Genomic DNA, 16,288 nt, shown 5'->3' with positions numbered 1-16,288 from the left:
CTAATTAATATAATTGAGCAAATAAAAAAAGATATTGTACAACACATTTTTTTAAGTTTATCGAAATTTCTTTGCAGCTTGTGTTACTTTTTAACAATTACAGACTCCAATAGATCATCTGATGGATGCTACCTCGATAGACTCCTTTCACGTCCGCCAACACGGCATGTTCGTTCGTGATCGACATGAAGTAGGACTCATCCAGCTTCAAATAAGTCGTATGAGCGACAGCTACCACTACCGCGTCATATTTCTTCCCGGGCCTCTCTACTAACCGGATACCGTACTCTTGCAATACTTCCAAAGGGGAAGCGAACGGATCCATCACATCGACCTCGGCTCCGAAGTCCTTAAACTCATTGATAATATCGGCTACTTTCGAGTTACGTATATCCGATACGTTTTCCTTAAAAGTCATACCCATCACCAACACATGCGCTCCTAGGATATTTTTCCCCTGCGAGATAATCTTTTTCACGACCTTCTTTCCGATATACCGTCCCATGGAATCGTTCACGTAGCGACCAGAGTTGATCATCTTCGTGTGATATTGCAATTCTTTGGCTTTATGCACCAGATAGTAAGGATCTACCCCTATACAATGCCCACCTACCAATCCGGGAGAGAAAGGCAGGAAATTCCATTTCGTTCCGGCGGCTTTCAAGACATCAAACGTATTTACCCCCATTCGATCGAAAATAATGGAAAGCTCGTTCATAAGGGCTATATTCACATCACGCTGGGTATTCTCGATAATCTTGGCGGCTTCGGCTACCTTGATACTAGGCGCACGGTGCAACCCCGCTTGAACGACCAGCTTATAGACGTCCGATATCGTTTCCAAAGCTTCGGCATCGCAGCCGGAAACGATCTTCACGGTATTTACCAAGGTATGTACCTTATCACCCGGATTGATTCGTTCCGGTGAATATCCAACCTTAAAGTCCTCTCCTACTCTCAACCCTGAAACCTCCTCCAAGATCGGGATGCAATCCTCTTCCGTACATCCCGGATATACGGTAGATTCGTATACTACATAATCGCCTCGTTTAAGGACTTTGCCTACCGTGCGAGTCGCACCCAACAAAGGGGATAGATCCGGCTCGTTATGGCTGTCTATCGGGGTAGGAACAGCTATCACGTAAAAAGAAGCCTCCCTTAGCTTCTCTATAGAAGAAGTAAATGTGATGTCCTTATGTTCAAATACCTCAGAGGAAAGCTCACCACACGGATCTATACCGTTCCGAAGCTTGTCCAAGCGATCCTCGTTGATATCAAATCCGATAACGGAAACATGTTTAGCGAATTCCATCGCGATAGGAAGCCCGACATATCCTAGTCCGATTAGGGCAAGTTTTGTTTGTTTATCTAGTAACTTTGTATACATCTTATTATTTCATCATTCTACTTAAAAAGTCCGGATTCCGACGAGTATCCCAAACAGACAAGATTGTATGCAAATGTAGCAATCTTCAGTTTACCTAACGGAATAAAGGACGTTTTATTTCATAAAGAAGGTCCCTTATCTCGTTTCCAAAATAAGGGACCTTGTCTTCTAAGTATAAATATGTTTCTTTTACTGCAAACGGCGAATACCTATAGCCTTGTTATATTGGGCTAAAGAAGCCTTTTGCTGATACCAAGTCTGGATCAAGCTACTGTAAGACTGAATCCATGACAATTGGGCGGAGAGCACATCCAAGATCGGTAGTTTACCCTCGTTGTAGCTGAAGGTATTCAAATCAAGGTTCTCCTCGGCAATCTTACAAGCCTCTTCCGCGACGGTAATTTGTTTCGTATACTCGGTTAGGCTTGTCCATGCGTTCGCTACCTCTTGAGCGATCTTATCACGCGTATTGTCCAAGGCGTATTCCTTACTACGAAGGATGGCCTTCTGGGAATTTACCTCCTTGAAACGGGCTCCCCAACGGAACAAAGGTATCTTCAAGGAAGCGAAGACGGCCGGAGTCCACAACTGGTCCGAACCTTTCACGTTCAACATCGGCGTACCCCAAGTACCTTGAAAACCGATCGCCAAAGACGGGTTATATTTCGCCTTCGACAAATTGATCTGTCTCTTTTGATACTCTATGTTCAACTCGGAAATAGCGTAGTCCGGACGATTCCGAAGAGCTACATCCTCTCCTACTTGCAACGGCAAGGCCAGATAGGTCGTAATGGAATCTTCCACCTCGATCGGGTCTAACGGAGATACACCCATCAATGAGTTCAAGTTCTGTAACGCGATCTGATATTCCTTATAAGCCGAGCTTTTATTCAATTCCGCTTCTTTCAAGCGGGACTCCACTTGCAATAAATCGGTCTTACTGATCTGGCCGTCATTGAAACGGATCGTCAACACGTTCGCCAACTCCCCGACAATGTCTACATACTGGCACATCACATCGTACATACCTTTACGTGCGGCGGCCGTCCAATAGTTCAAATCGGCGGAATAAACGATATTATCCGTTGTCAATTCTTCCGCTTGCTCGGTGATCTTGCCTTGTACCTGAGCTGCCTTATAGTTATTATAGATCTGTCCGCCGGCATAGATGGGCTGGCTCACCGTAGCGCCTAGGCTATACGTATTATGGTCCATCTCTACGGACATGCCCGGTCCGAAATCCAAATCATATTTATTGATACGATACTGATAACTGCCGGAGAAGTCTACCGAAGGGAAGAAACCGGTCTTAGCGGCCTTGATCGCATGCTGCATAGCGATACGCTCCTCAGAGCTTTGCTTGATTTGACGGCTGTATTCAAGGACCCGTTCCTTATATTCCACAGCCGATAGCCGGGTGTCTTGCGCTTTAGCGGACAAGGCACCCAACAATAAACAACCTATGATTATTTTATTTCTCATACCTTTTACTCTGATTTAATCTTAAAGAAAACACAATAAGTAACCGGAAGCACGAAGATCGTCAAGATCGTAGATACGAACAGACCACCCATGATGGTAGCCGCCATACCGGCGAACATAGCGTCACCCAACAACGGCAACATACCTAAGATCGTCGTACCGGAAGCCATCGTCACCGGAACGATACGGGTTTTCGTTGCCTCTATCACGGCATTCACCGGAGACAAGCCCGCGTTCAATTGTAAACCGATCTCGTCCACCAGCACGATCGCATTCTTGATATTCATACCGATCAAGCCCAACAGACCCAGCATAGCAAAGAAGTCGAGGGACTTACCGAACACCAACAATCCCAATACCACACCAATGAAGATCAACGGCAGCATCGCCATGATCAATACCGGTTTCCGGTAATATTTCGGGAATAAGAATAACAAGGTGACATAAATCAAACCGAACATCAACGGGATATTAGCGGCGATCGCCTTATTACCTTTATCTTGCTCGGATTGCTCACCGAAATACGTCATCTTATATCCTTCCGGCACCTGAATCTTCTCCTGTACCTCTTTCCACAAATGACTGAAAGCAGCCATCGTATTGGCGCCACGCTTCGGCTCACACTGCATAAGCATACACGGCTCACGGTTGAATCGTCTCACTACGTTAAACTCATAATCCAGCGAGAAATCATCGATCACCTGCTCCACTTTTACCGAACGGCCTTTAGCGCTATAAACCGGCAAAGTCTTTATATCATTCAGACTGATAGAATCCTTATCCGCATCTTTCAGTAAGATCGGCATAAACACGTCGCCCTCACGATACTCACCCAAAGGTACGCCATTCGTAGCCGAACGCAAGGAATAAGCCACCTGCTGACGGGTAATACCCAGACGCAAACCTTTCTCTTGGGAATATAGCGGCTTCCATACCGGAACCTTGTTACCCCAACTATTGCGAACCTCCATCACCTGATCATAATTCCGGGCGATCTCCTGCGCCCTTTGCGTCAAGGCAACCAACGTATCTACGTTATCGCCGATAAAACCGATCTCGATCGCCGCATCCGGAACCGGAGACAAGGCGAACAAAGCCGAACGGGTCAATATATTCGGATAGTTAGCGACCATATAATCGTAGAACTTACCCTCTTCCGCTTGCGCATCCTCCGGATCTTGTGTCTCGATCAACACATTGGCGAAGTTTGGCTTCGGACCGATAGAAGAACTGGCCAAGTAATAACGCACCGGCGAACCTCCCAAGGTAAACGAGTATGATTTGATATTCTCATTCTTGCTGAGATATTCCTCCTCTATCTTCTTCACGTTCGTCTCCACGTCGTAGATGCTATATCCTTCCGGGAAGATCAAGTCCGCACGGAAATAAGGCTTGCTCATGATCGGGAAGAAACTCTGCGGCATGATGCTCATCACGAACAAGGAAAGGAATAACGTAGCTACCACGGTAGAGATCGTTACATATCTACGCTTGATCAAACGGCCCAATACCGACTCAAATTTATGATACAGCTTCGTATCGTACGGGTCTTTGCTCTCGCCCGGTTTCGCCTCTTTCAAGATAAAATTACCGAAGGTAGTCGTTTGCGTCAAGGCCAAGACCCAGCTTAATCCCAAGGATACCGCCAATACGATAAACAACGGTTTCACGATCTCGGCCACGGATGCCGGTGCCAAGTACATCGGCAAGAAAGAACATACGGCGATAAAGGTAGCGCCCAACAACGCCCACTGCGGTTTCGTCGCGCCATCGATCAACGCCTGATAACGGGAAAGTCCCCGCTTGATACCGACTTGGGCATTATCCGTCACCACGATAGCGTTATCCACCAACATACCCATAGCGATAATAAAGGCCGCCAACGAGGTTCGGTTCAAGCCGACACCCCAGATCAACATGATCAATAAGGTACCACCTACCGAGAACAACAACGAACTACCGACCAACATACCGGCACGAGACCCCATCACGATAAAGATAATCACGATAACGATCAACAACGACTCGATCAAGTTCAAGATAAAACCGTTGTTCGCCTCATCCGCGATCTTGTTCTCCGGATAGATCGTTTTCAGGTCCATACCCACCGGGAACAGCTGCTCCATCTCCGCTAAATGATCCGCCACGGCGTTACCCACGGCAACCACATCGTCTTTCGAACCGGTAGCGACACCGATACCGATGGCACGCTTACCGTCCACACGCATCAGGTTCGAGGGAGGGTCCATATAACCACGCTCTACCGTAGCGATATCTCCCAAACGAACCTCACCGCCACTTTTCGTCACGATCAATTGGTCCCGGATATCTTGTATATCCTTATACGTACCTTCCGCACGCAAACGCAATTGATAATTACCGGTATTGATATCTCCCGTATTCACCAACAAGTTCTGCGTTTGCATCACCTGCTGGATAGCGTTCGGGTCGATACCTAGGTTAGCCAGTTTCGGGATAGAGATCTTTACGTTGACAACTTGTGTCTGTTCACCGAATAGGTAGACCTTCTGTACACCCGGTACAGGAGATAGCTCCGTCTTGATCTTTTGCGCCCAATTACGCAGGTCGTCGTAAGTATATCCCTCATCGGCCGTCAAGGCATAATAAATTCCGAATACGTCACCGAAGTCATCACTAACGGATATCGAGGAGGCGCCAGACGGAAGGCGGGGCTGTATATTCGCCACCTTACGACGCAACTCGTCCCACTTGACCGGCATATAATCCGGAGACAAGGTAGGCTGCAACTCAATAGAAATCTTGGACATACCGAAATAAGACTCAGATTTGATCTGGAACACATCCGACATAGCCTGAATCTCCCGTTCGATCGGCTCAGTCACCAGCTTCTCCACCTCCTGAGGTGTCGCTCCCGGATATTGGGTAACCAAAACCGCTTGCTTGATTACGAAGGGAGAATCTTCCTTCTTCGGCAATTTAAAGAAAGAATATATACCTCCTATCAGCATGACCGCTAGGAAAAAGTATATAATCTTCTGATTCTCTAAGGAATATTTTGGAATATTCATTGTTTATCTCTTAATCTGTTAATACTTTTACCTGTTGTCCATCCACCAAACGAGTGGCTCCGGCTGAGACAACCTGTTCGCCGGGTCGCAAGCCATCCGTTACGATCACGCCATCCTTGCCGATCAGCATAGACTCGGTAATCTTGCGACGCTCAACCTTTTGAGACTGCCCATTATAAACAAACACATACTTATCGCTATTGGCATCGTCAGCCACGACAGCGGCTAGCGGAACCAATACGGCGCCTTGCGTGAAACTCTCGCTATCCACGTTCAAGATCACACGGCAAGAGAAACCTACGGCTACCTTATATTTCTCTAAATTAAAGTTCGGATCATCGATATACAGATATACGGGAACGCCGGAGCCATCGGGAGAGGCTTCCACGTATTCTTTCACCTTCGCCTTGAAGCGAACGCCCTTGTAATTATCGAATTCCACATAAACAGAATAAGGAGAAGAGAAGTAATTGATATTACTCTCCGGCATCGTAAACACGACCTGTAACTTATTCGGGTTGATCAAGCAAACGATTCCTTGTCCGGCCTGTACCTTCTGGTAATTCTCCACATATTTCTTCTGGATAAATCCATCGAACGGCGCACGAAGCTTTGTCTGGTTCAATGTATTTTGCGCATACTCGAAAGCCGCCTTGGCATTTGAGTAAGAGGCTTCCGTAGACTCATACTCTTGTTTGGAGATAGCTTGTTTGGACAATAACTTCTTCGCACGTTGCAATTGCGCTTCAGCGGTCTGGAAAGACGCTTTCTTCGCCTCATATTCCCATTTAAAGTCCAGCGGATCAATCTCGGCCACGATCTGTCCCGTACGGACCTTCTGGCCTTCATCCACGTTTAATGAGATCAGCGGGCCGGACATCTTAAACGCCAAATCACTGAATTGATCGGGCGATACCACTCCACTGAATGATTTCTCAACCATGTTCAGAGAAGTAACGTCCGCCAATTTAACTGGACGAGGACCTTGCTCCTTAACGGGTGGTTGACTACAGGAAACCAATGCTGCCAAAACAAACACAGGGATTAATTTTCCTTTCATGATAACTTGCATTTTGTTATTTAATTATGATTTCTTTTTCTTCACAGTAAATATAAAACATTCTCGCCTAGAGATTGTTGAGCATAACGTGCCTTAAAAAGACCAACTACCATCATTCACGTATGCTTCCATCGGATTTTCTATCGAATCAGGCAAAGAAGGGAAAAAATCAATTCCGGTAACCTTCTCAACGCTATCGATAGGGATCATCATCGATTTCAACGGAGTCTTTCCATAGTCTTTATTATCAAACAGAAAACCTACCCCTTCTGGTTTACCGTTCGTTATCGTACAGATTACCTTATAAAAGGTCTTCGGGATTCCCACCCGATTCTTACCTAACCGTTTCAGGTCGTCCGTGATCACCGGGCCGGTCACGATCAACAAAGAGCCATTCTCTTTCGCCCACAAACGAGCCTGCTCTTCCAGATCTTTCCAGATACCCCGGTTCAAGCCGGGCTTTTGCGGACAGATATTGCTTAGGTAGAACGATTCCCGCATGGCCTTGGCGGACCATTTCATATCGCCGGCAGGCGCCATATGCCCTCGGTCATAGCCGGAACGGGTATAGTCCTCGTTCATGGCGGTAGCCCCTTTCACCATGGGGTCCGAGACGAACTTATTAGACCGCTCGTTCTTCTTACTTGTCGCCTCTTTCGAGGTCAGTTCATAGGCTACCCAATTGGCGATCTTATAATCGGAATTATAAGAAACCGTATAGCCCTCATGCTTTATAACCTGCTCTTTTTGTTTATTCTTTAGTCTCGGTATCTCAGCTCCCTCTTGAAAAGTATAAGCGGTGGTCTCTTTCTTTGGGTTCGTCGTTTGCTTGTTTTTCGTCGCTTGCGCGGCTTTCTTACCCGATGTTCCGGAACCGCCCTTGTCCGAGATATTCGGACGGACTATTGTCTCCGCCCGATCCTGTTTCTTCTCTACAGGCCGTGTCTTGGATACCGGATAAAACCAGTTATATATGAATAATACACCGATAAAACAAACAACTACCGCAAAAGCGCCAAGAAGCATCTTCTTTACAGAAGACATGAATGATGATGCCCGCTTCTTCTTGCTTTTCCGGGGTTGAGGCTTACCTTTCTTTTTTGCCATACCTAAAACTTCCTATTCTTAACCTTTCGTATTGGGCGCAAAAATAGATAAATCCGGCATGTTATACAACACTATTCTACGATAGTATTGGTCTCGATTACTATAAAAGACGGCTTAATTTAATACGCCGCTTCATTTGACCTTGCTTTCAAATTTAACTTCGAATCAAACTTTCACTATCGTCCGAATAGTGTACCGCATTCTTTTGTACGCATTCCCTATTTGTATTGGCATAACAATAGACACAGAAATGGGAGCAAGTGTTATACCTACCGATATCTTTGCTTATCATGCAACCACAGGCTTTCCGTTGGCCTTTGTCTTTTAGGTCTTTGCGTTTGTCGGGTAAAGCGAGAAACGTACCAAAAAGATCCGGTTCGGGTAATTGGCCTGTTCGAAGATAATAAACCAATTCATAATCCTCCCCAAACACACGCTCCATTAAATCACCGTCGATACACCGGTTATGCTCAATGCCATAAACCGTAAGGTCAATATCCTCGGCACAAGTAGCGAGTGTCACATTCCAACCAGTAGAAGCCCAAATTTCCCTCAACTTCACCAATCCCTCTACAGTTTCTTGACGTTGCATCGCATTCATCTCAGCGGTTTCCACATCCTCTTTCGTAAAGCAATTCGTCTCTTTTATAAGATTGTTCTGTACCTTACGATACGCCTTTACATCTACGAAACTGAACACGAGCTTATCAGTATATCCTTTCAACTGATTGCCGATCTTCCAAATACGGCTAAGCAGGACACGAGGCGTGATAGATGGAGTTATAATCAATGGGTCGAATCGCCAGATCACCCGTTCCTTCCCTATCATTTCCGACAACTCCCGAAATGTCTCCACCCGTTGCGTAACGCTCGGCACATTCGGCTCAAAGCCTTCGCTCACATAGTCATTCAACGTGAACTGGAAATAATAATGGATACCCCTCCTATCCAACTCATGCAAATAAGGTAATATCGGCTTCGGGTTCTTTGTCCAAAACACGATTGCCTTACACCGCTCAAACGACACATACATCTTCCGCCGATTAAACGGATTATACCAAACACAATACCCCTTGGCCAAACGATTAAAGAACCACTTGACATAAAAGGCCGGGATATCCGTTGACCGGCTGACGGAGATAATAATGGGAGCAAGTGATCTAATACGCTTATCTAAATCATTAACAACATCCATCTTTTATTTTTTAACTTTTCACTATATTTTGTAGACATATACCCTTTCCTTCTTCTTTGACCTCATCACTTATAGGATTATCCTATTCAATATTCTACAGCACCTTTTGATACTTTAATCAAGCTAATTCAAGTAAAAATTTTATTTTTTCTTTTTCTAAAACACTTAAGCATTTATCGTACACTTTTGCATTTTCTTTCATTAAACTCCAATCAAACCAACATTTATTATCATACAACACATTTATAGACCAAGGCAAACCTTCATTCATACTTAATAATTTCCAGTAAGATTTATCACAATCATTTATTATTTTACCATTATTATTTCTAAAATCCTCTTCTCTCCAAGGGAAAGATATATTAGAACAAATTTCTTTTATATTTAAATAGGGTCTATATTTATCTACAAAGTCCAAACTCCAAGGCAAAGAAGGGTTACTACTGAGACCTCCCATACCCAAAGGAGGATACCAACATTCTTCCCAATGCAAATTACTTAAATATCTATCAATCAAACATTCATTCCACATATCCCCTGTATTTAAACTTAACTCTCCCCAATCAATAAAATCATCAAACATCTCTATCAATTCCTCATTCCAATGAATACCCGAGTTACCACACAAACCAATATTATCGGTCATTACCCAATCTGACGAATATCCCCAGATCCAGTTACATTTATACTTTTGTATAAACTCAAAGTTCCAAGGTAATGATGGATTCATACTTAATCCAGCCCAATTTAAACGATCTATATATTTAATGATTAAATCATCAGTCCAAGGCAACGATGGATTAGCACTTAAATTAGTCCAATTAAATCTATCTATATAACGATTTATAAAATCAATAGACCATGGCAACGATTTATTCAAGCTCAATAAATCCCAATTCAATTTAGATTTATACTTATTAATCATCAACTCAGTCCAAAATAGTCCCTCATTAGAAGACAACATATTCCATTCCCAACAATCATAATATTCATCAAGTAATTCTACCGTACATTGCAAGCATCTATTTTTACTCAAATATTTCCAATTAACCCTTCCCTTTCCAAAAAATTCTATCAGACATATATCCCAATTTAAAGCGTTATTTACACACAATTCATCAATATTTAGAATCTCACTATAATGATACACATCACATTTTTCAAAATTATAAAACCTACTTAATATATCAATAAAAAATTTTTTATATTCAATATATAATACCGTTAATTTCATATCATCCAATTTTCCCATAACAATTATCAAATAATAAATATTCATTATATATCATTCTCGTAACCAATAAATGCAACATAAAAATCAACACATAATCCTTGACAAACTGTACTGAATTTGCGAGATTCTTATAGCGTCAAAACCAAAGCGTTCAGTAAACGCCTTTATGTATATGCCCTCCCTCGCCCGCCGGCTTTAACGGCATCGGCGTAAGGAGACTTCGCAAATATATATAATTTCTAATATACATATTTCTTTTTCCATGGATATTTATAAAGATTCCAAGAAGATGAGTTATTGTCTATTTCCGATCTTTCGTATATTCGTTCGTGCCGTTTTCACGAAAAACATGTACATGAATTCTCAAAAACACGTACGAGTTTTTTGGGAAACACGTACAAGTTTTTGAGAAAACATCATCTTGTTTTTGGAGCACTAATTATCAGTCGTTTACAAAAGAGAGCATATCGAAGGACTTATTGTATATAACTACTAGAGAAAATAGGTATCATACGATCCGAATACATAGGATATCCTAAAACGTAATAAACAAAACCCCGATTTTACTTGTATCTCCCAGCTTTTACGTTACCTTTGCCCCAAACCTTAGCCTAGGTTTCATACTAGAACATTAATAACTTTATAAAAATTTACGCTATGGATATTTTTGATTTACTATTCGGTTGGGGCGGGCAGGCCATGCAGTTAACATTCCAATATGGATTTATCCTTAAAGAAGAAGATTTCCTTGAGCTTACCGATGAGCAATACTTGCAGTTTCACATCAAGATGGGGGAATGTAACGAAAAGATCTTTATGATCGCACCGGCAGATCCGAGAAACGCAATAGAGGCGGACTCAACGGAGCTACCGATCGTGACCGAATCCCAAAAGGACGCTTTTCTTGAGGCTGCCAAAGACATAGAGAAATATTGCGAAGGAAAGGATTTCCATACGGATGAGGAGAAGTTACGGTTTGCGGCGAGACATATGCCAGATATATTCTCCAAAGGCTCCAAATATGAGAAATACTCTAAATTCACAGTCACCAAGCGACAGAAAGGCAAGTAGATAATGCTTTCCCGTATCGTCATCGCCTTGGGTGTAGGCGATGATGATAACCGGGATCAGCCCTTTGCTACTTCATACCGCATAAAGAGGAATATTCGTCAGGTTGCCTTGCTCCTTGTAAGGCAGCATGGAATATCGCTCCGCATGCAGGCTTGGTTCCTTGTCCAATAAGTTCATCAAGGAATTAGCCCGGACATTTCCTTCGGCCTTCACTTCTATCGGGATCATTTCCGCTCCCCGCTGGATGATGAAATCAAGCTCTAGGCGCGAATTGTCCGCCGTATGATAATAAATGGGAGACACGCCATTGCTTTTCATCTGTTGCAAAACGTATTGCTCAGTTAGTCCACCCTTATACTCCTTGAATATATCATTCTTTATTAAGACTTGCGCAGGATCGGTCTGGACCATCGCTCCCATCAAGCCAAGGTCTACCATATAAAGCTTGAAAGCCGATAAGTCCTCGTACACGGCGAGCGGCAACTCGGGTTTCGCGCATCGAGGTACCTTATACAACAAACCCGCATTGACAAGCCATTGTATGGAAAGCTCAAAGTCGTTGGCCCTCGCACCTTTACGTAAAGCGCCATAGATAAACTTCTTATTCTCCTTGAATAATTGAGAAGGCACACTGTTCCAAACCATCCGGATACGCGGCACTTGCTCTTTGGGCGCATGTTTCGAAAAATCAAGATCGTAACCTTGGAGAATCTCCTGCTGGATACGCCTTACCTCCCGTAAAGCTCCGGTCTCCACGTATTTGGAAACAGCCTCCGGCATGCCTCCCACATAATAATACTGGCGGAGAAGATCCACATACTTCTCATGCAGCAAACTCATCATCACATAGTCACGGCTCATAAGTAATTTACATGCCTCTTTCTCTCCTTTCGCCATAAGAAATTCCTCGAAACTCATAGGATACAGGTTGATGACATTAACCTTACCTACCGGATATGATACATTCTCATGCAAAGAAATTCCCAAAAGCGAACCCGCCACCGCGATATGGTAGTCCGGAGCTTCCTCCTTAAAATACTTCAACGCCTCCAATACCTCCGGGATATCTTGTACCTCATCCAAAATGACGAGCGTATCACCCGGAGTAATATCCACCGAAGTCATAGCACGGAGACCACGCAAAATTCTTTCCACATCAAAGTCCTGCGTAAAAAGCTGCCGGGCAAGATTGTTCTTACGACATACGACATAAGCCTCTTTCTTATATTCAAGCCTGGCAAACTCATGGAGTAACCAAGTCTTGCCCACTTGTCTGGCACCATTAAGGATAAGAGGTTTTCTGTCCGCTCTTTCTTTCCATTCAATAAGTTCCTTTAAAACAGTTCTTTCCATATGAATACAACATTTTTACGCAGATAAATATAGCTAATCATCACATTTTTCAGCACCAATTCGCCATACAAATATACATAAATACGCGGATATAAGGTATACGGACGTACATTTTTACGCGGCATACGTTCTTTTACCTTCCTGTCTACCCTCTACTCCCCTAAGCAAAAAACGCTCTACTCCTATATGAATTCTTGCTCGATAGCTTATGGATTCTTGTTCGCATACTGTATAATTCTACAAACCACGACGTGGTCTGTACAGATCAAGACATGGAATATACAAATCACGACGTGGTCTATATATTCCACGGTGATAATTTGGAAATAGATCAAGTAGTTAGTATATTTGTATATAGTAAGAAGAATGTTTTTAACTTGAAGATACAAACAATTATACCTAGTAGCAGTTATGGCAGAATATATCAAGCAAGAGATGTGCGACCTGAACGGGACGGGGGAAAAGCCGGTGTATTATCGGATGAAGATACAACGGAACATGGACATGGAGGATTTCGTGGAACGGATCACCTACCCCGGATCGGGCTTGAGCAGGGGTAGCGTAATACAGGTGATGACGACAGTAGCGGAACATCTGGCCTATTGCATGGCGGAAGGGCAGTCGGTCACGTTGGATGGCATCGGTACGTTCACGCCCCGCCTAGGCGTAGCGAAGGACAAGGAGATCGACTCGCTGGATGGTGACGAACCGAAGCGTAACGCACGGAGCATCGAGGTGAATGGTATCAACTACCGGGCCGACAAGGAATTGATACGGGAGACTAACCTGCGTTGCGATTTAAGACGGGGAGGTATCAGCCGTGTCCGGAAATCGCCCTTCACCGAAGAGGAACGCCGGACACGGGCATTGGATTACCTGGATGAACACCCATTCTTGCGCATACAAGACTACATGGCTGTCACCGGACTAAAACGTAGTAGCGCAAACCGTGAGCTACTACGCCTCAGTAGCGACCCGGCAAGTGGAATCACCCTATCGGGTTATGGAAGCCACCGGGTGTATGTCCGCAGGAAAACAGAGGGCGATCACTAATCCACTTGATGGTGCCCCGGGTCGAGATGCTTGCGAGTGCCGTTCGGTCTTATCAGTTCGGCGGAGGTGCCTTCCGGGATTTGGAGATCGAACTTCAATCGCTTGCCTTTCTTCTTGATACTTACTTGTATGGTTCCATAATGGGTCTCTAAGCTGGCAGAGGCTTCCGATAAGGGACCCAATTGAGGCGAGATCTTAAAGGTACGGAAGCCGGGAGAGGTTGGCTCGATACCGCAGACCTTCTGGCTCAATAAGGTAAGCGGGCCACCGCTCCAAGCGTGATTGATCGTGCCGCCACCGAAGCCCTCGGCTCCGATGCCCCATCCCTCGAACAAGGTCGTGTATTCGGCATAATCCAGCATACGGGTGTAACGTTGCTTCATCCGTTCCAAGGCAAACGTCGGCTCGCCCATCTGGAAAAGGGCCTCTAGGACATACTTCTCCATATAAGGGCTGGCGTGATACTCCTTTTTAAGTACCTTCGTCAGCGCCGGATACTTATCTTTCGAGGCCAGCCCGGAAACAACCGCCATGGCTTGGGAGCGATCGTCCGTCTCCCCTTTATAGCCGGGGGAGCGATAGGCGGAACCTGTCCAGAACTTCGTGTCGAAACAACGTTCTATGCTACGCATCATCCGGGAGATCTCATCGGCATCCTTATCCTTGCCGAGTTGCAGGGCGAAGGCTCGCTCCGCTTTCAAGGCCAGATAATACCAGCAGTTGGTCAATACACCCATATCGACATGCTCGCCCCAGTCGCCCCAGCTCCAAGCGCCTTGACGCTCGATCACCAAGCCACTCTTATCGACTTGCCAAACCTCGTGCAGGTAACGGCGCATCCGGTCGTATATCACCGGGACGAAACTACTGTCGGCACTATAATAATATTGCGTATAAAAACCGTACCAACCGATAGACGCCAACATCTGTAAAGGAAGCTCCTTATCCCAATTACCCGCCGGAACCGGAGCGTAGAGCGTTCCGTCCTCCCGCTGCCAATTCATTAATTCATGGATGCCTTTTACGGCTAGTTTCTGCCCGGACGGAGAAAGGGCGTAGAAAGCCTCGCCTAGCTCATTCACCTCGTCACCCCACCATTGGGCACGTTCACGGTCCGGACAGTCCATATAATTATCACGCATCGTTATGTATAAAGTGCGGGCAGAACGTTGCCAAAGCTCGTCGTAGAACGGGTCATCACAATGGAAAGAGCCAGCGAGGTCCGTGTTGTAGCCGGTCTCACGGTATTTCACATCCAGCACCTTCACGCCCTTGGGAATGATATAATAGACCTCATGGCCGTTCATCCAGCCATAGCTTTCGTATTCCTGCTCACCCTCACGGGTAATATATTCGGCACGTACGTTGCGCTCGCTTCCTCCCTCGTAATTATCCATCCGGATGTGGATAGTCTTCCCGGCCTCCGCCTCTACTTTTAGATACGGAGTGATCTGGGCATTATAGGGCAAACGACAGAACAAGGTATCGCCTTTCAAGGATTCCCGGACGGATACATAGGATAACAGGCCGCTGTTTTTCCACTGGGGTATCGGACGTTCCACCAGATCCCCGAAAGGAGCTTTCCCCGCCTTACCGACGCAGACCGCCCCCGGAAGGGAACCTTCGAAACTCGTACGGTTCCAGTTTGTTATCGATTGACGGGCATCGAAGCGGATATTACTCTCCGGCATACGGTAATTCGGGAAAGGGGCCTCGGTATTTTGATAGGCCTCATACAAGGCACACTGCCAGCTCGCGTCGGAGACGATCTCCAGTCCCGGAGCGATCGCCTCGAATAACAAAGCCGCTTTCCCGCTGTTGATATGACTGAAACCGTCTTTCCCGAAATGCCAGAGTAAGATAGCGATGGTGTTCGAACCTTTTGTCAGGTAAGGGGCGATATCTACCGGATCGTAATAAGTCCCGGAAGGAGAAGGTCCTCTTTTCAAGCCACCCTCGAAGACAACCAGTTGGTCGTTGATCCAAAGCCAATACTTGGAATCGGCGGCGATACGGGCGATGAGTTGATTCGGGACATCCGTCACAGCGAATGATTTACGGTAGATCAACCAAGTATTCGTAGCGCTTTGGCAACGCTCGGTATTGATCCATTGGGCTTTCCAAGGGAAGGAAGCGGGACAACTGTCCGAGGCAGTCACTTTTATCCAGCTGAAAGATAGGAGAAACAATAGAAGAGCAAGAAGTAGCTTGTTCATACGTTTAATCTTTAAGGTTCTCAATTATTTGCTTTCGAAATCCCCAGTTGTAGAGACGGGGCGTGCCCCGTCTCATCCCA

At 45.2% G+C, this 16,288-nt stretch carries 11 protein-coding genes; 2 read left to right on the top strand and 9 right to left on the bottom strand.

Features of this window, described 5'->3' with window-relative positions; all coding sequences use genetic code 11:
- Nucleotides 1-97: 97 nt before the first annotated feature.
- From DWX84_RS02075 to DWX84_RS02045, 7 genes are all read right to left on the bottom strand, one after another.
- Nucleotides 98-1,387 (bottom strand): nucleotide sugar dehydrogenase, encoded by a 1,290-nt coding sequence (locus DWX84_RS02075; protein ID WP_036614288.1) that lies wholly within the window; start codon nt 1,385-1,387, stop codon nt 98-100.
- A gap of 189 nt (nt 1,388-1,576) precedes the next feature.
- On the bottom strand, nt 1,577-2,869 hold the full coding sequence (locus DWX84_RS02070) for a TolC family protein (RefSeq protein ID WP_005856505.1): 1,293 nt from the start codon (nt 2,867-2,869) through the stop codon (nt 1,577-1,579).
- Between the two features lie 5 nt (nt 2,870-2,874).
- Entirely contained in the window at nt 2,875-5,919 is a 3,045-nt protein-coding gene (locus DWX84_RS02065) for an efflux RND transporter permease subunit (protein WP_005868335.1), read from the bottom strand.
- 10 nt (nt 5,920-5,929) lie between these two features.
- The gene (locus DWX84_RS02060) at nt 5,930-6,979 is read right to left on the bottom strand and encodes an efflux RND transporter periplasmic adaptor subunit (protein WP_008778321.1); all 1,050 of its coding nucleotides are present in this window, start codon (nt 6,977-6,979) and stop codon (nt 5,930-5,932) included.
- A gap of 93 nt (nt 6,980-7,072) precedes the next feature.
- Nucleotides 7,073-8,086, bottom strand: coding sequence for a DNA/RNA non-specific endonuclease (locus tag DWX84_RS02055; protein WP_121960919.1), 1,014 nt, complete (start codon nt 8,084-8,086; stop codon nt 7,073-7,075).
- Nucleotides 8,087-8,240: 154 nt separating this feature from the next.
- Nucleotides 8,241-9,281 (bottom strand): DUF1848 domain-containing protein, encoded by a 1,041-nt coding sequence (locus DWX84_RS02050; RefSeq protein WP_048927381.1) that lies wholly within the window; start codon nt 9,279-9,281, stop codon nt 8,241-8,243.
- A 118-nt stretch (nt 9,282-9,399) separates the two neighbouring features.
- The gene (locus DWX84_RS02045; protein WP_129984542.1) at nt 9,400-10,533 is read right to left on the bottom strand and encodes a hypothetical protein; all 1,134 of its coding nucleotides are present in this window, start codon (nt 10,531-10,533) and stop codon (nt 9,400-9,402) included.
- A gap of 639 nt (nt 10,534-11,172) precedes the next feature.
- Here DWX84_RS02045 and DWX84_RS02040 point away from each other — a divergent pair.
- On the top strand, nt 11,173-11,586 hold the full coding sequence (locus DWX84_RS02040) for a hypothetical protein (RefSeq protein ID WP_048927383.1): 414 nt from the start codon (nt 11,173-11,175) through the stop codon (nt 11,584-11,586).
- Between the two features lie 72 nt (nt 11,587-11,658).
- Here the strand turns inward: DWX84_RS02040 and DWX84_RS02035 are convergent, their stop codons facing one another.
- The gene (locus DWX84_RS02035) at nt 11,659-12,939 is read right to left on the bottom strand and encodes an ATP-binding protein (protein WP_048927384.1); all 1,281 of its coding nucleotides are present in this window, start codon (nt 12,937-12,939) and stop codon (nt 11,659-11,661) included.
- A gap of 411 nt (nt 12,940-13,350) precedes the next feature.
- Here DWX84_RS02035 and DWX84_RS02030 point away from each other — a divergent pair, with 411 nt between their 5' ends.
- Nucleotides 13,351-13,992: an HU family DNA-binding protein gene (locus DWX84_RS02030; RefSeq protein WP_048927385.1), complete on the top strand. Its 642-nt coding sequence runs from the start codon at nt 13,351-13,353 to the stop codon at nt 13,990-13,992.
- Here DWX84_RS02030 and DWX84_RS02025 read toward each other — a convergent pair.
- Nucleotides 13,989-16,208, bottom strand: a complete 2,220-nt coding sequence (locus tag DWX84_RS02025) for an alpha-L-rhamnosidase C-terminal domain-containing protein (protein WP_048927386.1) — start codon at nt 16,206-16,208, stop codon at nt 13,989-13,991. The two genes, DWX84_RS02030 and DWX84_RS02025, sit on opposite strands and share 4 nt — an antisense overlap.
- Nucleotides 16,209-16,288: the final 80 nt, after the last annotated feature.

This window comes from Parabacteroides sp. AF21-43, assembly GCF_003635435.1.
In the GTDB taxonomy this organism is placed as follows: Bacteria; Bacteroidota; Bacteroidia; order Bacteroidales; family Tannerellaceae; genus Parabacteroides; species Parabacteroides distasonis.
This window is presented reverse-complemented; position numbering and strand designations above follow the sequence as displayed.